The sequence below is a fragment of the Rudanella lutea DSM 19387 genome (assembly GCF_000383955.1).
GTDB lineage: Bacteria > Bacteroidota > Bacteroidia > Cytophagales > Spirosomataceae > Rudanella > Rudanella lutea.
Map to the genome: position 1 here is coordinate 4,643,244 of NZ_KB913013.1, position 18,897 is coordinate 4,662,140.

The window sequence follows — 18,897 nt, forward strand, 5'->3', positions numbered from 1 at the left end:
CAAACCCCATTTTTGCGCGCATCGGGCGAAAATTGTCTTGTGCGTTGCACACCCGGCGTATCCTGATTTTAACTTGCCGTATGATTGCTGTACTCCAACGCGTGTCCGAAGCTTCCGTAACCATCGACGGGGCTGTAAAAGGGCAGATCAACACCGGATTTCTGATCCTGCTGGGCATTACCCATACCGACACCGACGAAGACGTGGTGTGGCTGAGCAAAAAGATTGTCGGGATGCGGATTTTCAACGACGAAGCGGGCAAAATGAACCTCGACCTCGCGGCCGTGGGCGGCAGTATCCTGCTCATCAGTCAGTTTACGCTGCACGCCAGCACCAAAAAAGGCAACCGGCCGAGCTTTATCGAAGCGGCCCGACCCGACGTGGCCATCCCGCTCTACGAACGCATGATTGCCCAGCTCTCGGCCGACCTTGGCCACCCCGTACAAACGGGCGAGTTTGGGGCCGATATGAAGGTGGCTCTGCTCAACGATGGCCCCGTGACGATCATCATCGACTCGAAAAACCGGCAATGAACACGCCCCGCCTGACCCTGGCCGATATACAGGCGGCCGAGCCCCGCATCGACCCCGTTTTCCGGCAGTCGCCCCAGTACATTTGCGAACCGCTGAGCGAGTTGCTGGGCTGCGAGCTGACGCTCAAGGTCGAGACCCAGAACCCGATTCGCTCGTTCAAAGGGCGGGGTGCCGATTGGCTCATGCAAGGGCACGCAACCGGGCGGGTGGTGTGCGCCAGTGCGGGCAATTTCGGGCAGGCCATGGCCTACACGGCCCGCAAGCGCCAGATTCCCCTCACGGTGTATGCCGGGCTGACGGCCAACCCGCTCAAGGTGAGCCGGATGCGGACGCTCGGTGCGGAGGTAATTCTGCACGGAGATGACTTCGATGCTGCCAAAGCCGAGGCCCGGCGCGTAGCCCAACGTACCGGCGACCGGTTTGTGGAGGACGGCCTCGATCTCGAAACCCTCGTGGGGGCGGGCACCATCGGCACCGAACTGGCCCGGTTGCCGTACAATCTCGATACGTTGCTCGTGCCTCTTGGTAACGGCGCGTTGATCAACGGCATCGGCACGGCTCTGAAGGCGCTTCGGCCCAACACATCCATCGTGGCGGTTCAGGCCGAAGGGGCCCCGGCCATGCTGGAGTCGTGGTGGCAGAAACGGTTGGTTGCTCACGACCACATCCAGACCATTGCCGACGGTATCGGGGTGCGCGTGCCGGTACCGCAGGCCCTCGCCGACATGGAAGCGACTGTGGACGAGGGCTTGCTGGTGACCGAAGCGGGTATCCTGAAGGCCATGCAGTTGTTGCATCGGCACGCGGGGCTGGTGGTTGAGCCGTCGGGCGCGGTGGGCGTGGCGGCCCTTCTCGAACACCCCGACCGGTTTCGGGGCAGGCATGTCGGGACGGTGATCTGCGGGGGTAATCTGACCGACGTACAAATTCGGGACTGGCTTTTTGATTGATAAGTCTGATTCTGAAATTAAACCATAACGGGATATTATCTGCCTGATAACTCCCGTAAACCGATACCGAAAAATGGTGAAAACACTTGCTGATTTATTGCTTCTGGGCGATCCGCGCCTGTACGAAACCTGTGCGCCCGTGGAGCGCGACGAACTGCCGCTGGTGGCGGGTTGGGTGGCCGATCTGCATAACGTGATGGAAGAGATCCGGGCAAAATACAATTTTGGTCGGGCCATAGCCGCCCCTCAGTTGGGCATTATGAAGCGGCTGATCTACATGAACGTAGCCCCGCCGGTTGGTCGTGGGCCGGTGGTGTTTATCAACCCCGTCCTCGAAAACCTAAGCGACGAGCAGTTCGAGTTGTGGGACGATTGTATGAGTTTTCCGCATTTGCTGGTGCGGGTCAAGCGGCATAAGTCGCTCACGATCCGGTACCTCGATGAGCATTGGCAACCCCAAACCTGGGACCTTACCGACGACTTTTCGGAGCTGCTTCAGCACGAATACGATCACCTCGATGGGATTCTCTGCACCATGCGCGCCATTGATGCCAAGTCTTTCCGCTGGCGATAGGAAGGATTTAAAGAGTGAAAGAGTGAATGAGCGAAAGAGTGCCCACCTTCAAACACTATTCCGCTCTTTCGCTCATTCACTCATTCACTCTTTCACTCATTTGCTCTTTCCACCATGCGTCACGTAGCCATTCTGTTATTCAACGAAATTGAAGTGCTCGACTTTGCCGGGCCGTTTGAAGTGTTCGGCGTAACGGGCCGTCAATCAGGCCAAACGCGTTTTTCGGAGCCACCTTTTCGGGTGTTTACCGTAGCCGAGCGCGGTCCGGTGTACGCCCGTAATGGGCTCTGCATTACGCCCACGTATCTGCTCGACGACCATCCGCAGGCCGATGTCCTCGTGGTTCCGGGCGGGGGCGGGATTCACCCCGACGGCACGCGCTACGGCACCCGGCGCGAAATGCATAACCCGACGATTCTGGCCTGGGTGAAACGGCAGGCCGAACGGGCCGAGCTGGTGCTGTCGGTTTGTACAGGTTCGTTTATTCTCGGTAAAGCCGGATTGCTCGACGGGCTGGCTGCGACTACGCATTACAAAGCGATAGAGGGTATGCGCGAAGCCGCGCCAAACACCGAGCTGCGCCCCACCGAGCGCTGGGTCGATAACGGGAAGATTATCACCTCGGCGGGAATATCAGCCGGTATCGACGCATCGCTCTATGTAGTAAGCAAACTGTTCGGCCATACGGAGTCAGTCGAAACAGCGCGGTACATGCAGTACGATTACTGGCAATGATTCCGGGCGAATCAGTTAGCCCACGGCATCCGCTTCGTGCCGAGATTGGCCCAGTGCGGATGCCGTTTAATCGACCGTGCCAAAGCCAACCTTGCCCTGGCCACCCTGAAAGCCATACCCACCAATAATAAACGTGCCATTGCTAATGCTGACTGAAATGCCGTTGAACGTATTGGTTGGACTGTTGTCATTGACTCTTCGTAACTGACGCCACGTAGTGCCTGATCGGACAAAAATGTAAGCGGCCCCCTGATACGCGTTAATGCCGTAGGCCCCAATAAGTGCATAATCGCCATCGATGGAGACGCTGCTCCCAAAAAGATCATCAGCGATCCCATCGATGGCCGTCAGCTTAGCTTGCTGAGTCCAGTTACTGCCTGATCGGATAAAAATGTACGCGGCCCCCTGATCTCGTTTACTATTAACATCGTTGCCCATTGCTCCAACTACACAATAATCGCCCGTAATAGCCACCTGTATACCAAAGTTGTCATTACCTGCCCCATCGTTTGCGATCAGTTTAGTTTGTAGGGACCAAGCGGTGCCTGACCGTGTAAAGATGTAGGCTCCGCCCTGGTATTCGCTGGTGCCAATTTCACTAAGAGGAGCGCCTATTATGCTATAATCGCCCATTATGGATACACAGCTGCCAAAATAATCGTTTGATGTTCCGTCGCTCGCGGTCAGTTTGGTTTGTTGGGTCCAGGAGGTTCCTGAACGCACAAAGATGTACGCTGATCCTTGGTCAGTGTTTGGGCCAATATCGTCCAAGTGCGCTCCGATAGTGACGTAATCGCCCGATATGGCAACACTAGTACCAAACTGATCGTTTGAGGCTCCGTCGCTAGCCGTCAGTTTGGCCTGCTGAGTCCATGTGGTACCAGACCGAACGAAAACGTAGGCGGCCCCTTGGTCGGTGTTGGCGTCTATATCGTCTGTTCGTGCTCCAACAATAACATAGTTACCCGAAATGGCCACGCTGACCCCGAACAGATCGTTTGAGGCTCCGTCGCTGGCCGTCAGTTTAGCTTGTTGTACCCAGTTGTTTCCTGATCGAATAAAGACATAGGCTGATCCTTGATTGACGTGTGTCACGTCGTCGTAAGCCGCGCCAATGATCGCGTAATCACCCTCAATAGCCACACTGAACCCAAAAAGGTCGCCCCGTGCTCCGTCATTTGCCAGACGATCAATGGGAGCGAGGTTGGTGTTGCTTGTAGTGGCCAGCGGAACCCAGTTTTGGCCATCGTGGAGGTAGAGGGTACCCTTGTCAAGGTCGAAGACCAGTGCCCCTGTTTGTGGGTTTACGATGGCCAGCCGTTGGGTAGTGGTGAGCCGGGGTGGGTAAAAGGCTTTGTCGTTGGTGGGGCTTTTGAGATCAAGCGCGGCCGAAGAGTGCGGCTGTCCACCTATGCCAATCTGGGCATGAGAGGTGAGGACCAGACACAGCAGTAAGCCGGTCAGGCAAGAGTATAAGTACGTCATGTGAAGGTGGTTAAAGAGAACGAATGTAGTATTTGAAGTAGAGCAAAAGCAGTAAAACGAATATTCGTATGTGTTCTATTTGCTTTGTTTTGTTAACCTTACAATAGGCTAAATACTATCTGAATGGATTAGTCTAGTCAATCGTGCCAAAGCCAACCTTGCTCTGATTATTCTGAAAGCCATACGCACCAATAATGAATACACCGTTGCTAATGCTCACTGAGTACCCATTAAAAGTTAGAGCAGAGGTGTTGTCGACTATCTTACGGACCTGATTCCAACTGGTGCCTGACCGTACAAATAGATACGCTGAACCTTGATATGTATTCATACCGAAAGCACCGATTAGAGCGTAATCACCCGAAATGCCTACGCTTCCACCGAAAAGATCGGAGACAGCTCCACCGGTAACAGCGGTTAGTTTAGCCTGTTGCGCCCAACTGCCCCCCGACCTGACAAAGACGTAGGCCGACCCCTGATCGCGATTGCTGTTGATATCGTCGGTATAGGCACCAATCACCGCATAATCGCCCGAAATGGCCACGCTGTATCCAAAGTTATCAGCCAAATCGCCATCGCCTGCGGTGAGTTTAACCTGCTGCGTCCAGGTGGTGCCCGACCGAACAAAGACGTAGGCCGATCCCTGATCGGTATTGGCGTTAATGTCATCGAAGTTTGCTCCGACGATGGCGTAATCACCTGATATGGCTGCGCTCGAGCCAAATTGGTCGTTGGCGGCTCCGTCGCTTGCGGTGAGTTTGGCTTGTTGGGTCCAGGTTGCCCCCGAGCGTATAAAAATGTACGCGGAGCCCGCATCGGCATTAGCCTCAATATCGTCGCTAGGGGCGCTCACAAGAACATAATCACCCGAAATTGCAACGGCGTGGCCAAACTTGTCGTCGGTGGTTCCGTCGCCCGCGGTCAGTTTGGCCTGCTGTGTCCAGGTGGTGCCCGATCGAACGAAAACATAGACTGATCCCTGGTCGATGTTGGCCCCAATATCGTCTGATCGCGCTCCGACGATGGCATAGTCACCCGCAATGGCTACACTAACCCCAAAAACGTCTCCAGCGGCTCCGTCGTTTGCGGTGAGTTTGGCTTGTTGAATCCACGTACTTCCCGACCGTACAAAGATGTACGCTGCTCCCTGATTGACGTTGGAGCCAATATCGGCGCCACTGGCCCCGACAATGGCGTAGTCGCCCGATAGCATCACCCTGACCCCAAAGACATCCCCCTTGGCCCCGTCGCTTGCCAGGCGATCAATGGGAGCGAGGTTGTTGTTGCTCGTGGTTGCCAGCGGAAGCCAGTTTTGGCCATCGTGGAGGTAAAGGGTGCCTTTGTCAAGGTCGAAGACCAGTGCCCCAATCTGTGGGTTTGTGATGGCCAGTCGTTGGGCGGTAGTGAGCCGGGGCGGATAAAAAGCTTTGTCGTTGGCGGGGCTTTTGAGATCGAGTACGGCTGAGGAGTGTGGCTGCCCCCCCATACCGATCTGGGCACGGGCGCTAAGGGCCAGACACAGCAGTAAGCCGGTCAGGCAAGAGTATAAGTACGTCATGTGAAGGTGGTTAGTAAAGAGAGCGAATTTAACCGCTGGCGTACAACAAATGCAGGCAACTGTACATTCGTTTGTAGTTTATTTGTCTCAATATACTAACCTAAAAATCAGATACATGCTATCTGAATGGTGCATTTTGGCGCAGTTAATTTAATCAATCGTGCCAAAGCCAACCTTACCCTGACTGAACTTGAAACCCGGTCCACCGATGATAAAGGTGCCGTTGGAAAGCCCGACCGATTTGCCATTGGATGTGCCGGATGCACTAAAGTCGGTTACCGTTCGAACCTGGCTCCAGAGCGTGCCTGATCGGACAAAAAGGGTGGCTGAACCCTGAAAAACATTGTCTCCACTGGCTCCAATAAGGGCATAGTTACCCGATAGTGCCACGCTGGTGCCCAGGAAGTCGCCAACGGCGGGGTCGCTTTTGGTCAATTTGACTTGCTGGGCCCAACTGCTTCCCGACCGGATAAATACATAGGCCGCTCCTGCATCGTTAACGCTCCCCGGACTACTGTAGTTGGCCCCCACGACAGCATAATCGCCCGTAGTGGCTACGCTGATGCCAAAGGCGTCGCCTGTTGTGCCATCGTTTGCTACCAGTTTAGCTTGCTCCACATAGGTGCTCCCCGATCGAAAGAAAACGTAAGCGGCTCCCTGAGTGGCACTACTCGGGCCACCTCCGTTCGAAGCCCCGGCCAGCATGTAGGCGTTCGATATAGCAACACTGGTACCGAAAAAGTCGTTGGCCGTTCCATCGCCTGCCAGCAATTTGGCTTGCTGGTTCCAGCTCGTATTCGACCGCATAAAAACGTAGGCAGAGCCCTGATCGACGTTGCTGCCAATGTCGTCTCCGCGGGCTCCAATCATGGCGTAGCTGCCCGAAATAGACACGCTATAGCCAAAGTTATCGCTTGCCGCCCCGTCCGACGCCGTCAGTTTGGCCTGCTGAATCCAGCTATCGCCTGAGCGCATAAAGATATACGCTGAGCCCTGCCCGTTGTTGCTGCCGATGGCGTCGTTATTGGCTCCTACAACGGCATAATCGCCCGAAATGGCCACGCTATAGCCGAACTGATCGCTCGCGGCCCCATCCGACGCCGTCAGTTTCGCTTGCTGAGTCCAGCTATTGCCCGACCTGATAAAAATGTAAGCCGCCCCCTGGGTCAGATTGCTGCTAACCGGGCTGTTAGGGGCTCCCACAATGGCGTAATCGCCTGAAATGGCTACACTGGTGCCGAACCCAGCGTATTCGGTCCCGTCGCTCGCCGTGCGGTCGATCGGTGGTAAATAATTGGGGGAGGTGGGGGCCAGCGGAACCCAGTTTTGCCCGTCGTGGTAATAGAAAGCACCTTTGTCGAGGTCGAACACGAAGGCCCCTGCCTGCGGGTTCACGATCGCCAGTCGTTGGGCGGTGGTGAGCCGGGGCGGGTAAAAGGCCCGGTCGTTGGCGGGGCTTTTGAGATCGAGTACGGCCGAGGAGTGCGGTTGGCCCCCCATGCCGATTTGGGCGTGGGTAGCAAGTGGCAGAGCCAGAAGGAAGGAGAGAAGAGTGAAGAGGTTTTTCATGGGTTTTCAGTCAATGGTACCAAAGCTAACCTTGCCCTGTGCGCTTCGAAAATTCGATGCCCCGATGATGAACGTGCCGTTGGAGAGGCTCACCGAAATTCCGTTAAAGGTGTTGCTCGGGCTGGAATCGGTCACTTTTCGAACTCGGCTCCAGGTCGTTCCCGACCGTACAAAAAGGGTGGATGTCCCCTGAAACGTATTTTCGCCATACGCGCTGACGAGGGCGTAATTACCCGAGAGAGCCACGCTGAATCCGAAGAGGTGGCCACTGGCGGGGTTACTGTTAGTCAGTTTGGCTTGCTGCGTCCATGTACTTCCCGACCGGATAAATACATAAGCTGATCCAGCTTCGGTAAGTCCACCTGGGTCATCATAATATGCCCCAACCAGAGCGTAATCGCCCGCGAGGGCGACACTGACGCCAAATTGATCGTCGGCTGTTCCGTCGCTGGCAGTTAGTTTGGCTTGTTGGCTCCAGGTCGTACCCGACCTTAGGAAAACGTACGCAGCTCCCTGGCTTGGGCTGCTCGCACCACCTCCATACGGGGCTCCCACCACGATGTACGTGCCCGATATGGCCACGCTGGTGCCAAAAAAGTCGTTGATGGCACCGTCGCCCGCGGTGAGTTTGGCTTGCTGGCTCCAGGTCGTACCCGAGCGCACGAAAACGTAGGCTGAACCCTGATTGGTATTGCTGCCATTGTCATCGGCAGAGGCTCCGATAACCGCATAATCACCAGCTATGGAGACGCTGAAACCAAACTCATCGTTTGGGGCTCCGTCGGTTGCGGTGAGTTTAGCTTGTTGTATCCATTCATCGCCCGACCGCATGAAGACATAATCCGAGCCCTGTCCGCTATTGATCCCGACGTTATCGGAATAGGCTCCGACAAGGGCATAGTCGCCCGCAATAGCCACGCTGTAGCCAAAATAGTCGTTTGTGGCACCATCGCTTGCCACCAGTTTGGCTTGCTGCACCCAGCTATTGCCTGTCCGAACAAAGATGTAGGCCGAACCCTGATCGATTGTGCTCCCAACATCGTCGCCCAAAGCCCCGACGATAGCGTAATCGCCCGAAATAGCCACACTAAGGCCAAACTGGTCGTTGGCGGCTCCGTCGCTCGCGGTGCGGTCAATGGGCGGTAGCTGCCCCGAGGTAGTAGGAGCCAGTGGAAACCAGTTTTGTCCGTCGTGCAGGTACAGCGTGCCTTTGTCCAGATCATACACCAAAGCACCGGCTTGCGGGTTGGGTACTGCCAGGCGCTGGGCGGTGGTGAGCCGGGTGGGATAAAACACCTTGTCGTTGGCGGGGCTTTTGAGGTCGAGTGCGGCCGAGGGGTGCGGCTGGCCCCCCAAGCCGATCTGGGCGTGGGTGTAGAACGGTAGAGCCAGCCACAGAAAGGAGAGGAATAAGAAGATATGCTTCATGCTCAGTAGGTTGATTGTGCAGAACGAAGGTACTCATTCTGAAAGCTGGGTTGGTGGGCGAGTTACTAAAAGGTTATGCCTCAGCGGCCTGCCCAGCAATGATAGGCCGGGTAGTTGAAGTGCACCTGTCTACCGAAATGACCTTGTTTAGCCGTTCCAGTCTCACTCCGAAGCGGCTCGGTTCCGGCCGGTAAATCCGAGTTTTTTTACGCCACACAATCGCTTCGGTTGTGGCTCGTTTAGCAGAAAACAGTACTTTTACTAAAACCTCCGTCCGTTATTACCCCCTTGCAGGAGTAAGCGTACTACCTCGAATGGATTTTTTACCACCTGATTTAACGGCTTATGCCGACGCCCATACCTCGCCCGAAAGCGAGTTGCTTCGTCGGCTCAATCGCCAAACCCATGCCAAGGTACTGCATCCCCGTATGTTGTCGGGGCATTTTCAGGGGCGCATGTTGTCGTTGTTTGCCCACATGATGCGCCCCCGCCGGATTCTCGAAATCGGTACCTATACCGGTTACTCGGCCCTGTGTCTGGCTGAGGGCCTGACCGACGATGGTCGCCTGATTACCATCGAGAAAAACGAAGAGCTGGAAGACATGATCCGCGATTTCTGGCGGGAGTCGCCCTTAGCCGACAAAATCGACCTGCTCATTGGCAATGCCGCCGACCTGATTCCCTCCCTGACCGATACGTTTGATCTGGTGTTTATTGATGCTGATAAAATAGGCTACTCGGTGTACCTTGATCTGGTAATAGACAAGGTACGGCCAGGCGGTATCATCATGGCCGACAACGTGTTGTGGAGCGGGAAGGTGGTGCAGCCCGTGAAACCGTCGGACAAAGACACCCTGGCTGTGATGGCCTTCAACCAAAAAGTTCAGGATGACCCCCGTGTTGAAAATGTGCTGCTGCCTGTGCGCGACGGAGTCATGATGATGATGAAAAAATAACTATGAAAAAGCTGCTAACCCTCCTTGTTGTTTTTGTCAGTACTCTGGCTGTGGCCCAGCCGCCCGCTGTTCCGTCGGTGCCGCCCCGTACCGAGTTTGCCGGAATCTCGATTCAGCTCGATGAAGAGGCCCGCCGACTCATTCAGCAGGACATCAACGCCCTGTACGCCAATCGGCAGTACTGGAATGCCAAACTCGACCGGGTGGTACTCTACTTCCCGATCATCGAGGCCATCCTGACCGACGAAGACGTCCCGACCGATTTTAAATACCTTGCCGTACAGGAGAGCTCGCTCACGCCCGATGCCGTGTCGTCGTCGCAGGCAGTTGGATTCTGGCAATTCAAGCGCGAAACAGCCCTGATCAACGGGATGCGCGTAGATGATGAGATCGACGAGCGCAAGAGCATCACCGGCTCCACACGCGGGGCGGCTACCTATCTGAAGAAAAGCAATACGCAGTTTAACAACTGGGTGTCGTCGCTGTTTTCGTTTTACCTCGGCGCGGGAGGTATCAGCAAATTGATTCCGCCCGACTGGTCGTACGCGAAGGAAATAGCCTTGTCGGGGTCAACGGACCGGTACATTCTGCGGTTTCTGGCCCATAAAATTGCGGTCGAAAACGCCCTGCCTTCTTATCAGACCAAAAACGCGGTGGCCCTGATCGAGTACCCAAACGGGGGCGGGAAAACGGTTCAGCAGATTGTGACCGACTTGGGCGCACAGGGGGTACAGGTTAATACCGATGATCTGCTGACGTACAACCGCTGGATTCTGGGCGCCAGTATTCCGTCCGACAAGGCGTACACGGTGATGATTCCGGTACCGAGCAATCAGATCAATGAAGTACGGCAGCGGGTGGTAGCGGTTTCGGACAAGAAGACCCCCGACTTTCTCCAAAACGATGTAGGTTTTCCGGTACTGAAAAAAGTGACCTTAGGCGTACGTAGTCAGGCCGACCCTATCCTGTACGAAATCAATGGCTTACCGGGCATTCAGGCACAGGCTGGCGATAATGCCGGTACCCTGGCTCGTAAAGCGAAGGTGAGCTATTCCAGCTTCTTGCGGTATAACGATCTGACCGAAAAAATGCCGATTGAGCCCGGTGAGGTGTATTATCTGGCCAAAAAGCGTAAAAAAGCGCTGGTGCCGTTTCATACTACCCGCGAGGGCGAAACCACCCGGAGCATTTCGCAGCGGTACGGCATCCGGCTGAAACACCTGCTGAAATACAACCGGCTCGACCGGGTACAGCGGCTTCAGGTTGGCCGGGTGATGTGGCTCCGCGAACGTCGGCCCCGCAACCGTCCGGTCGAAATCATCAACGTCCCGACGCCCCCCGTGTACGACCCCACGCCCGCTACGCCATCCACTCGGCCCGATGTAGCGGCCTCAGGCAATGGCAGTACGGCGCCCTCCCGCCCGGTCAACAGCGACAATATTCCGCGTAACCCGTCGGAACGCAAACTGTACACGCCCAAGTTTGGGGGTGAAAATGTACCCGCTACCACCACCACGCCCCCCGAAACGGGCAACGGTAGCTCAACGGCATCGCGGCCAGCATCTCGCCCGGCTACCCCTCCGGCCGACCGCCCGGTGGTATCGAACACGCGGCCCATAACGCCCCCCAGCCCCAACGGCGGTAATGGCGGTTCGCGTACTGTGACGGTGAAACCAGCTACCCCGGCCTCTGAGCCCGACGAAGATAACGACCTGCTGCCTTCCGTGCCTACGAAGGCGAATCGGCAGGGAGGGTACGAGGTGACGGGCAATGAGCCGACTTTGCCGCCCAACACGCGCCCGGCGACCGTACCGACCGACCGAACGGCTGGCAACACGCGCCCCGCTGCTCCGGCTACCCGGCCCGCTCCCGCCAATCGGCCGACAACAACGGCTGGCGGCCGTACTATGACTCACTCCGTTGAGCCAGGACAGACCTATTATAGCATTTCGAAACTCTACGGGGTGTCTATTGACGATCTGCTGGCTGCCAATAACCTGACGTTGGAAGACAAACTGTCGGTAGGGCAATCGCTTACGGTACGCAACGTGCCGCAGGGCTTCCCGGCAGGGCGGCCCCTCAATACCTCAGCGCCGACGGCCACGCAGCCCCGGTCGGAAACGATTTACCACACCGTTGAAAAAGGGCAGACCATGTTCCGAATCTCGAAGCTGTACAACGTGACTATCGAGCAGATTCAGGAGTGGAACGGCCTGACCGATGTGACGGTTAAGGAAGGACAAAAGATTAAAATAGTTAAGTAAAAAGGAGATAGGAGTGAGGAGCGAGAAGAGAGGAGTGAGAAGATAGGAGTGAGGAGTTGCTGACGCGTCAGCATTACTCGTGCGTCAGCAACTCCTCACTCCTCACTCCTATCTTCTAACTCCTCTCTCCTCACTTCTCAGAAAAGCATGATTCTGATTGAGAATACGGTCATCAGCGATGACATTGCCGATAAGTTCTTCGTTTGCAACCTTGACAAATGCAAGGGGGCCTGCTGTGTTGAAGGCGATTTGGGGGCCCCCCTCGAAGCCGACGAACTGCACATTCTGCAACGCATTTACCCGAAGGTAAAGCCTTACCTCTCGCCCGAAGGCATTGCCGCTATCGAAAAACAGGGTTTGTACGAGCCCGACGGTGAAGGGGGGTTTGTGACGACGACCGTGGGCGGGCGAGAGTGTGTGTTTGCCACCTGGAACGATAAGGGAATCCTGAAATGCGGGATCGAAGATGCCTACAATGATGGCAAAGTCGATTGGAAAAAGCCGATTTCGTGCCACCTGTACCCGATTCGGGTGACCAAGTACGATCAGTATCATGCTCTCAACTACGACCGGTGGCCTATTTGCAGCCCGGCCTGCGGACTTGGTAAAGAGCTGAACGTGCCTGTTTACAAATTCGTCCGCGAAGCCCTGATTCGGGCCTACGGCGAAGCCTGGTATGCCGAGCTGGTAGCCGAAATCGAAGGAACAACGAACGACGAGCAGTGAACAATTATCAACGAACAACGAACAGTTAACAAGCACTGCTCACTCATGACTGTTCGTTGATAATTGATCATTGTTGGTTGTCCACTATTGGTTGCTCACTGTTCGTTGTTCGTTGATCGTTGTTTACTGTTCGTTGTTCACTGATACCTGTAACCATGCAACAGCGCGATTACTTTGAGGATGTGTACGAGGTGGTGCGGCAGGTGCCGCTTGGCCGTGTGACGACCTATGGAGCCATTGCGCGGTATCTGAGTTTGCGGGCCGGTGCCCGAATGGTGGGCTGGGCCATGAATGCCAGCCATACCCGCCCCGATGTACCCGCGCACCGCGTTGTAAACCGGCTAGGCATTTTGTCGGGTAAACATTTCTTTGGTAGCCCCACCCGGATGCAGGAGCTTCTGGAGGCCGAAGGTGTCCTGGTCTCCGACGACCGAATCACCGATTTCAAAACCCGCCTGTGGGACCCCACCGAGGAGTTGACTTTGTAAACGGATGGTGGAGCGATTCGCGGTGAATTAACGTGCATTATGCATAATGGCTGACGCAAGGGCCTTCGACAGGCTCAGGCTGACATTATGCTTGAGAGCCCCAGTCAGCCCGGACCGCGTGCGGTTGAGCCTGTCGAAGGCCCTTGCGTCAGCCATCATTTGTTGAACAGCTGGTTGTAATACAAATTTTCCATAATTTATGTTAGGTTAACAGCCAGAGTATCAACTGCTCTCACCCCAAAACGACAAGCCTTTAACTTGCCCGATTGCTACAGATTCCGGACGTATTTCTGCCCGCCGAGGGCACGCATTTGCCGGGAAATTTGCCGGGTTCGGCGTTGGATGTAGTTGGAAGGGTTGGCAATTGAGAACCGGATCGGATTGGGCAGTACGGCCGCAATCCGGGCGGCTTCGTCGCGGGAGAGCGACTTAGCCGGGTGGTCGTAATAGCGTTGACTGGCCGCTTCCACGCCAAATGTCATGGGGCCTGTTTCGGCTACGTTCAGGTACACTTCCAGAATCCGTTTTTTGCCCCACACCAGTTCAATCAGTACGGTGAAGTACACTTCAAGCCCTTTCCGAATGTAGCTCCGGCCGTTCCAGAGAAACACGTTTTTGGCTACCTGTTGCGAAATGGTACTGGCTCCCCGTGGGCGTTTGCGCCGTTGGTTTTCCTTGATGGCATCCTGAATTTCGTCGAAGTCGAAGCCCCAATGGTACGGAAAGGCCTGATCTTCGGAGGCAACTACCGCCAGGGCGGCTTCTTTGCTGATGTTTTCGTACGAAGTCCAGTCTTTATACACCCGGCTGCTTTGGTCGGTGCCGAGGGTATCCCACCACCGCGACACCACCAGCGGAGTCACCCAGACGGGTACCCACTTGAGCACAATCACCCAGCCGATCGAAAACAGAAAGAGGTACAGCGCGAGTTGGGCGGCTATCCGGTAGAGTTTGCCCACCCACGGGTGCTCCCGCAAAAACCGACGCCCCTGCGCCCAGGCCGACCCGCCTGTGTTGGCGCGCCCCGTGCCCGCCGAGGCCGTATTGCGTGAACCCGTTGAGCCCATGGCCGAGTACGAGGCATCGGGTTGGCGGTTGGCGTTGCTGTTGCGCGGGCGATTTTCAGACATGGGTTTTTGAGGTACACCAGCAACGTACCGGTGTAGCATAAACGCGAAAATGCTAAAAAAAGCTGTATGTGGGCCAGAAAATGAGTTAATCTACAAACAGACTGGCCGCTACCCGGTCGGCAAAGAGCTTGCCCGCCTGCGTGAGCCGGAGAAAACCGTCGGCTTTTTGTAGCCATTGTTGTTCGTATAACTCGCCCAGGGCCGAGGCCTGTTGTTGCTCAAAATCACCTCCTGTGAGTTGGCTCAGTTCGGTCAGCGAGCAGCCCCACTGGGTGCGTAGGCCCGTCAGCAGATACTCGTTGACCCGGTCGGCCGGGGTCAGGGTTTCGGTTTCGGCGGGTAGCTCACCGGCTTCGATTGCCCGCAGATACAGCGCATTGTTGGCCACGTTGAACTGTCGGCTATGGCCATTGTACGAGTGCGCACTTGGCCCCACGCCCAGGTACGGGCGTTGCTGCCAGTAGGCCGTATTGTGCCGGGCGTAATGGCCGGGTTTGGCAAAATTCGAAATCTCGTAGTGCTCGTAGCCTGCACCAGCAAGCGTTTGGGTGAGTTGCTCGAAATGGTCGGCGGCCAGGCCTTCGTCGAGAGCCGGGAGTTTGCCTTTCTGTGTCCAGCGGCCAAATGCCGTATCGGGTTCAATGGTGAGTGCATACGCTGATAGGTGCGGAACGTTCAGCGACAGGGCGCGGTCGAGGTCGTACTGCCAGACGCTGAAAAGCGGAATGCCGTAGATCAGGTCGATACTGAGATTGTCGAAACCAGCCTCGCGGGCCAGCCGTACACATTGCTCAGCTTCGGCGGCATTGTGGGCGCGGTTCATCCAGCGCAGAGCCTCCTCGCTAAACGTTTGGATACCAATACTGAGCCGGTTCACGTACCGCCGGAGCATGGTCAGTTTGGCGGGCGTCAGGTCGTCGGGGTTAGCTTCAAGCGTAATTTCGGCATCGGGGGCTATGCTAAACCGCCCATGAATCGTGTCGAACAAACGGGCCAGTTCGGCTTCGGTCAGTAACGAGGGAGTACCCCCTCCGAAATACACGGTTTGCAGTTCGGAGGGGGGTAAATAGGTGGCTTGCAGGCCTATTTCGGTTCGGATAGCCTCCACCATCGCGTCTTTTCGGCTCAGGTTGGTGCTGAAATGAAAATCGCAGTAGTGGCAGGCCTGCTTACAAAACGGAATATGGAGGTACAGATGCATTCGTTACGACTGACTGGCGAGGGCTTTGATCCCTTTTACCTCAACAACCGTTTTTTGCTGCCCGTTTCCAGCGCAGTGAATCATGGCCAAACCGATCTCTTTCAGCGTGCATACGTAGTTGGCAAACAGCACCCGAAAGGCTGGGTACAGCCAGCTCAGGTATTTGTAATAGGGGAGGGTGTTTTTGAGTCCTTCGGTGGGCTGAATGTAGCCCGGCCGGAAGTTGTAGACCTGCCGGAAGGGCAGTTTCATCAGATCGTTTTCGGTTTTGCCTTTCACGCGCGCCCACATGGTACGGCCCTTTTCGGTACTGTCGGTGCCTGCCCCCGACACGTAACAGAACGTCATGTCGGGGTTGAGTTCGCTCAGGGTTTGGGCAAAATTGAGGGTGAGCGTGTAGGTAATTTTGTAAAAATCGTGCTCGCTCATGCCGAGCGACGAGGTGCCGAGACAAAAGAAACAGGCGTTGTACCCGCGTAGGTCGGCTTCTACGGCCGAGAGATCGAAAAAGTCGGGTACCAGTAATTCCTTTAGTTTGGGGTGGCTAACCCCGCAGGCTTTTCGCCCGACGACCAGAACGTGCTCAACGTCGGGGTGGAGCAGGCATTCGTGCAGAACACCTTCGCCAACCATGCCCGTGGCACCTGTGATAATTGCTTTCAGTTTCATGATGAACAGTGGGTTGTTATTCAAATGTACAGATTGACAACCACTATTCAGTTAATTAGTCAGCTTCTTTTCGAGCACAAGGGTCAGTCCGCGTGTACCCTGCACCGTTCCAACAATGTCGAACCCGTGCCGCAGGTTTAGGATCAGCATCGAACGCCACCTATTGTATGTTTGGGTGCGTAGGGTATGGTAGCCCTGTTGGCGGCACCAGTTGTGCTGCTCCGTCATGAGTGCCGAGGCAATGCCCTGTCCCCGGTAGGCCGGTAGTACTCCGCCGAGCCAACTGTAAAAATGCCCCGGTTTGCGCTCATACCCGATTTTGTAGCCAACAAGTACGGGGCCATCAAACGCCAGCCCGACCCAAAGTGGGGTACGCGCCTGTTGGTAATCCAGTTCGGCAGCAACCTGTTCGGGCGATTGGTCGCCAAAAATTTGGGCAATGAGTTGTGCGAGTTCGGCCGCAAGCGCAGGGGGCAACGGGTCGGTATGCCATTCGTAGCGAAGTGTCATAGCGCAAAATAAGCTACCGGTCGGGGCACTTCTTACATCGTTTGCCTTTCTTGTATTTCTTGCAGCATTTTTTCAGCACGCAATCGACGCCCGCCAGCCGGTTTTCGGTAACGTAACTTTGGGCAAATGGCCCCGGTGTGGCCGAGGGGCAAACGTCTTCAATCATGGATGGTTTTAAATTGGAACAGCCCGGCTAGGCATTAGGGGTCTGTATTTACTCCATAAACGTAATAGAGATTTATTTTAGTTTAGACTGTTTCTAAATTTATAAGGATTTGGTAGTAAAATCACGTCGTAAATGGCCTAAAGACCCTAATCTTGTACACTATGCTCTCTTCTCTGTATTCTTTATCACGGTTTCGTGATTTTGGTGTGTTGCTGCTCCGGCTGGCATTTGGGTTGCAACTGGTGCTGTCGGCGTGGCCTTACATGAGTGATCCGGCCAAACTAACCGAATTTACTAACTACCTGACTACGCTCGGGTTTCCATTTCCGGGGCCGGGGGCAGTCGTGTCGGCCTACACCGAGTTTTTGGGCGGAATATTGCTGATACTCGGCCTTTGGACTCGTCCGGTGGCTCTGGTGGTGGCGTTTAACTTTCTGGTGGCGCTCTTGCTGGGTCACGTATTCATAGCCGACACGTACGAGAATTCGTATCCGTCGGCCAACCTGCTGGTAGTCACTTTGTTTTTGGCGTTCAATGGGGCTGGTGCGTACAGTATTGATGCTCGGCTGGGCCACCGTTAAACGTTTTATTTACTTTTTCAGCACTGGACATTCGGACTTCAGACACTGGACGTTAGACTTACTACTTTTATAGATCGAGGCCTAACGTCTAATGTCCAACATCTAATGTCCAGCAGTGAGATTCGCTTCATGAAACCATTTGTTACGGGTCTGTGCTTGTATTTGCTGCCCGCCTTGCTCTGGGCACAAACCCCCACCGTGCGCGACACCCTGCTGACCGGCTTCACCCGCTCCGAACTGACCCCGCTTTACTACGGACTCGGTACCGACCGGCTGGGTGGGGCACGCATGGAAACCCTCGATTCGGCCGTGGTGCTTAACCTGACTGGGCTCGACTCGTCGGGGCGTTTCTGGCGAGTTCGATTGGCCCCGTCGCTGTCGGGGTTTTTGCCGGTTGAGCAGGTACGTATCGATACCACGGCCCGCTACCCAACCGGTGGCCTGACGGGTAACTGGACGGTTTCGGGCGATGCTGCGTTGCCCGGCAACGATGTATTGGCGATTCGGCTCCCGGCGCGGCTTCCGTACCGGGGGCAACTCCTGGCCGATGGTCACCTTATTGTAGACTTGTTTGGCGTCACCAGCAACACTAACTGGATAACCCAACGCGAATCGGCTGGGGTTATCCGAGATGTATGGTTTGAGCAGCTTGCCGACGAAATCCTGCGCGTTCATGTGACCCTGAAAAAGCCACGGAGCTGGGGGTACAGTTTAGGTTACGCCAAAAATACCCTGACCATGCGGGTTCGGCGGGGGCCTGCGAAACCCCGGCTGCGCGGCATGACGGTTGCCGTCGATGCCGGACATGGCGGCAGTAATACCGGGGCGCGTGGGCTGGAAACGGGCGTGCTCGAAAAAGACATGACCCTTGATGTAGCCCGACAGGTACGCGACCTTCTCACGCGTAAAGGCGTGCGGGTAATCATGACCCGCGATACCGACACCAACATAGGCCCAACGGCCCGGCTTCGGGCGATGCGGCAGCTCATGCCCGACCTGTTGGTGAGTATTCACTTCAATGCGTCGGGGATCCGGGCGGTACGGGGCATGAGTACGTACTACAAGCACCTGGGGTTTCGGCCGCTGAGTCAGGTGATGCTGCGGGAGTTGTTGCGGGTGAAAACAGGTATTCCGGGCGAAAAAATGCCTGAATTTGGCAATGTGGGGCACTTCAATTTCTTTTTCAATACACCCACTGAGTACCCCAACGTGCTGGTGGAGGGGCCATTTTTGAGTAACTCCGCCGATGAGCAGCTCATTGTTGACCCGCGCTTCCGCAAACGCATGGCGCGGGCCATTGCTACCGGTATCCGAAAGGGGATTCGTTAAATTACAGCGATGTCATCTCGTTTGAAGAGATGACATCGCTGTAAT

19 protein-coding genes are annotated in these 18,897 nt (G+C 55.6%); 10 read left to right on the plus strand and 9 right to left on the minus strand.

Annotated elements, in window-relative coordinates:
- The first annotated feature begins 80 nt into the window (after positions 1-80).
- The 4 genes from dtd (at position 81) to RUDLU_RS0119210 (ending at position 2,792) form a co-directional block, all read left to right on the plus strand.
- The gene (gene dtd / locus RUDLU_RS0119195; RefSeq protein WP_019990044.1) at positions 81-533 is read left to right on the plus strand and encodes a D-aminoacyl-tRNA deacylase; all 453 of its coding nucleotides are present in this window, start codon (positions 81-83) and stop codon (positions 531-533) included.
- Positions 530-1,483 (plus strand): threonine ammonia-lyase, encoded by a 954-nt coding sequence (locus tag RUDLU_RS0119200; RefSeq protein WP_019990045.1) that lies wholly within the window; start codon positions 530-532, stop codon positions 1,481-1,483. The genes dtd and RUDLU_RS0119200 overlap by 4 nt, the downstream gene beginning before the upstream one ends.
- A 76-nt stretch (positions 1,484-1,559) precedes the next feature.
- Positions 1,560-2,057, plus strand: a complete 498-nt coding sequence (locus RUDLU_RS0119205; RefSeq protein ID WP_027303217.1) for a peptide deformylase — start codon at positions 1,560-1,562, stop codon at positions 2,055-2,057.
- A gap of 114 nt (positions 2,058-2,171) precedes the next feature.
- The gene (locus tag RUDLU_RS0119210; RefSeq protein ID WP_019990047.1) at positions 2,172-2,792 is read left to right on the plus strand and encodes a DJ-1/PfpI family protein; all 621 of its coding nucleotides are present in this window, start codon (positions 2,172-2,174) and stop codon (positions 2,790-2,792) included.
- Between the two features lie 66 nt (positions 2,793-2,858).
- Here the strand turns inward: RUDLU_RS0119210 and RUDLU_RS27785 are convergent, their stop codons facing one another.
- From RUDLU_RS27785 to RUDLU_RS27800, 4 genes are all read right to left on the minus strand, one after another.
- Complete coding sequence (locus tag RUDLU_RS27785; RefSeq protein ID WP_019990048.1) at positions 2,859-4,277, minus strand: FG-GAP repeat protein; 1,419 nt, start codon at positions 4,275-4,277, stop codon at positions 2,859-2,861.
- Positions 4,278-4,410: 133 nt separating this feature from the next.
- On the minus strand, positions 4,411-5,835 hold the full coding sequence (locus RUDLU_RS27790) for an FG-GAP repeat protein (protein ID WP_019990049.1): 1,425 nt from the start codon (positions 5,833-5,835) through the stop codon (positions 4,411-4,413).
- 150 nt (positions 5,836-5,985) lie between these two features.
- Positions 5,986-7,404 carry an FG-GAP repeat protein gene (locus RUDLU_RS27795; RefSeq protein ID WP_019990050.1) on the minus strand — a complete coding sequence of 473 codons (1,419 nt, stop codon included), beginning with the start codon at positions 7,402-7,404 and terminating at the stop codon, positions 5,986-5,988.
- Between the two features lie 6 nt (positions 7,405-7,410).
- Positions 7,411-8,832, minus strand: coding sequence for an FG-GAP repeat protein (locus tag RUDLU_RS27800; protein ID WP_019990051.1), 1,422 nt, complete (start codon positions 8,830-8,832; stop codon positions 7,411-7,413).
- A 314-nt stretch (positions 8,833-9,146) separates the two neighbouring features.
- On the opposite strand from RUDLU_RS27800, the gene RUDLU_RS0119235 reads away from it, so the two are divergent.
- The 4 genes from RUDLU_RS0119235 (at position 9,147) to RUDLU_RS0119250 (ending at position 13,266) form a co-directional block, all read left to right on the plus strand.
- Positions 9,147-9,788, plus strand: a complete 642-nt coding sequence (locus tag RUDLU_RS0119235) for an O-methyltransferase (RefSeq protein WP_019990052.1) — start codon at positions 9,147-9,149, stop codon at positions 9,786-9,788.
- A 2-nt stretch (positions 9,789-9,790) separates the two neighbouring features.
- The gene (locus RUDLU_RS0119240) at positions 9,791-12,052 is read left to right on the plus strand and encodes a lytic transglycosylase domain-containing protein (protein WP_019990053.1); all 2,262 of its coding nucleotides are present in this window, start codon (positions 9,791-9,793) and stop codon (positions 12,050-12,052) included.
- A 147-nt stretch (positions 12,053-12,199) separates the two neighbouring features.
- Positions 12,200-12,778, plus strand: a complete 579-nt coding sequence (locus RUDLU_RS0119245) for a DUF3109 family protein (RefSeq protein WP_019990054.1) — start codon at positions 12,200-12,202, stop codon at positions 12,776-12,778.
- 155 nt (positions 12,779-12,933) lie between these two features.
- The gene (locus RUDLU_RS0119250; protein ID WP_019990055.1) at positions 12,934-13,266 is read left to right on the plus strand and encodes an MGMT family protein; all 333 of its coding nucleotides are present in this window, start codon (positions 12,934-12,936) and stop codon (positions 13,264-13,266) included.
- A 269-nt stretch (positions 13,267-13,535) separates the two neighbouring features.
- Here the strand turns inward: RUDLU_RS0119250 and mtgA are convergent, their stop codons facing one another.
- The 5 genes from mtgA to RUDLU_RS30055 form a co-directional block, all read right to left on the minus strand.
- The gene (gene mtgA, locus RUDLU_RS27805) at positions 13,536-14,396 is read right to left on the minus strand and encodes a monofunctional biosynthetic peptidoglycan transglycosylase (protein WP_019990057.1); all 861 of its coding nucleotides are present in this window, start codon (positions 14,394-14,396) and stop codon (positions 13,536-13,538) included.
- An 85-nt stretch (positions 14,397-14,481) separates the two neighbouring features.
- On the minus strand, positions 14,482-15,597 hold the full coding sequence (gene hemW / locus RUDLU_RS0119265; RefSeq protein WP_019990058.1) for a radical SAM family heme chaperone HemW: 1,116 nt from the start codon (positions 15,595-15,597) through the stop codon (positions 14,482-14,484).
- A 3-nt stretch (positions 15,598-15,600) separates the two neighbouring features.
- Positions 15,601-16,266 carry a Rossmann-fold NAD(P)-binding domain-containing protein gene (locus RUDLU_RS0119270; protein WP_019990059.1) on the minus strand — a complete coding sequence of 222 codons (666 nt, stop codon included), beginning with the start codon at positions 16,264-16,266 and terminating at the stop codon, positions 15,601-15,603.
- Between the two features lie 51 nt (positions 16,267-16,317).
- Entirely contained in the window at positions 16,318-16,776 is a 459-nt protein-coding gene (locus RUDLU_RS0119275; RefSeq protein ID WP_019990060.1) for a GNAT family N-acetyltransferase, read from the minus strand.
- Positions 16,777-16,789: 13 nt separating this feature from the next.
- Positions 16,790-16,942: a hypothetical protein gene (locus RUDLU_RS30055; protein WP_019990061.1), complete on the minus strand. Its 153-nt coding sequence runs from the start codon at positions 16,940-16,942 to the stop codon at positions 16,790-16,792.
- A 161-nt stretch (positions 16,943-17,103) separates the two neighbouring features.
- On the opposite strand from RUDLU_RS30055, the gene RUDLU_RS0119285 reads away from it, so the two are divergent.
- Complete coding sequence (locus RUDLU_RS0119285) at positions 17,104-17,523, plus strand: DoxX family protein (RefSeq protein ID WP_019990062.1); 420 nt, start codon at positions 17,104-17,106, stop codon at positions 17,521-17,523.
- A gap of 129 nt (positions 17,524-17,652) precedes the next feature.
- The gene (locus RUDLU_RS0119290) at positions 17,653-18,852 is read left to right on the plus strand and encodes an N-acetylmuramoyl-L-alanine amidase (protein WP_019990063.1); all 1,200 of its coding nucleotides are present in this window, start codon (positions 17,653-17,655) and stop codon (positions 18,850-18,852) included.
- Positions 18,853-18,897: the final 45 nt, after the last annotated feature.

Coding starts and splice junctions, on each gene's coding strand:
- RUDLU_RS0119285 (WP_019990062.1), top strand. CDS start 17,104: ATGCTCTCTTCTCTGTATTCTTTATCACGGTTTCGTGATTTTGGTGTG.
- RUDLU_RS0119235 (WP_019990052.1), top strand. CDS start 9,147: ATGGATTTTTTACCACCTGATTTAACGGCTTATGCCGACGCCCATACC.
- RUDLU_RS0119275 (WP_019990060.1), bottom strand. CDS start 16,776: ATGACACTTCGCTACGAATGGCATACCGACCCGTTGCCCCCTGCGCTT.
- mtgA (WP_019990057.1), bottom strand. CDS start 14,396: ATGTCTGAAAATCGCCCGCGCAACAGCAACGCCAACCGCCAACCCGAT.
- RUDLU_RS0119245 (WP_019990054.1), top strand. CDS start 12,200: ATGATTCTGATTGAGAATACGGTCATCAGCGATGACATTGCCGATAAG.
- RUDLU_RS27795 (WP_019990050.1), bottom strand. CDS start 7,404: ATGAAAAACCTCTTCACTCTTCTCTCCTTCCTTCTGGCTCTGCCACTT.
- RUDLU_RS0119250 (WP_019990055.1), top strand. CDS start 12,934: ATGCAACAGCGCGATTACTTTGAGGATGTGTACGAGGTGGTGCGGCAG.
- RUDLU_RS0119290 (WP_019990063.1), top strand. CDS start 17,653: ATGAAACCATTTGTTACGGGTCTGTGCTTGTATTTGCTGCCCGCCTTG.
- RUDLU_RS27800 (WP_019990051.1), bottom strand. CDS start 8,832: ATGAAGCATATCTTCTTATTCCTCTCCTTTCTGTGGCTGGCTCTACCG.
- RUDLU_RS30055 (WP_019990061.1), bottom strand. CDS start 16,942: ATGATTGAAGACGTTTGCCCCTCGGCCACACCGGGGCCATTTGCCCAA.
- RUDLU_RS0119200 (WP_019990045.1), top strand. CDS start 530: ATGAACACGCCCCGCCTGACCCTGGCCGATATACAGGCGGCCGAGCCC.
- RUDLU_RS0119210 (WP_019990047.1), top strand. CDS start 2,172: ATGCGTCACGTAGCCATTCTGTTATTCAACGAAATTGAAGTGCTCGAC.
- RUDLU_RS27785 (WP_019990048.1), bottom strand. CDS start 4,277: ATGACGTACTTATACTCTTGCCTGACCGGCTTACTGCTGTGTCTGGTC.
- dtd (WP_019990044.1), top strand. CDS start 81: ATGATTGCTGTACTCCAACGCGTGTCCGAAGCTTCCGTAACCATCGAC.
- RUDLU_RS0119270 (WP_019990059.1), bottom strand. CDS start 16,266: ATGAAACTGAAAGCAATTATCACAGGTGCCACGGGCATGGTTGGCGAA.
- RUDLU_RS27790 (WP_019990049.1), bottom strand. CDS start 5,835: ATGACGTACTTATACTCTTGCCTGACCGGCTTACTGCTGTGTCTGGCC.
- RUDLU_RS0119240 (WP_019990053.1), top strand. CDS start 9,791: ATGAAAAAGCTGCTAACCCTCCTTGTTGTTTTTGTCAGTACTCTGGCT.
- hemW (WP_019990058.1), bottom strand. CDS start 15,597: ATGCATCTGTACCTCCATATTCCGTTTTGTAAGCAGGCCTGCCACTAC.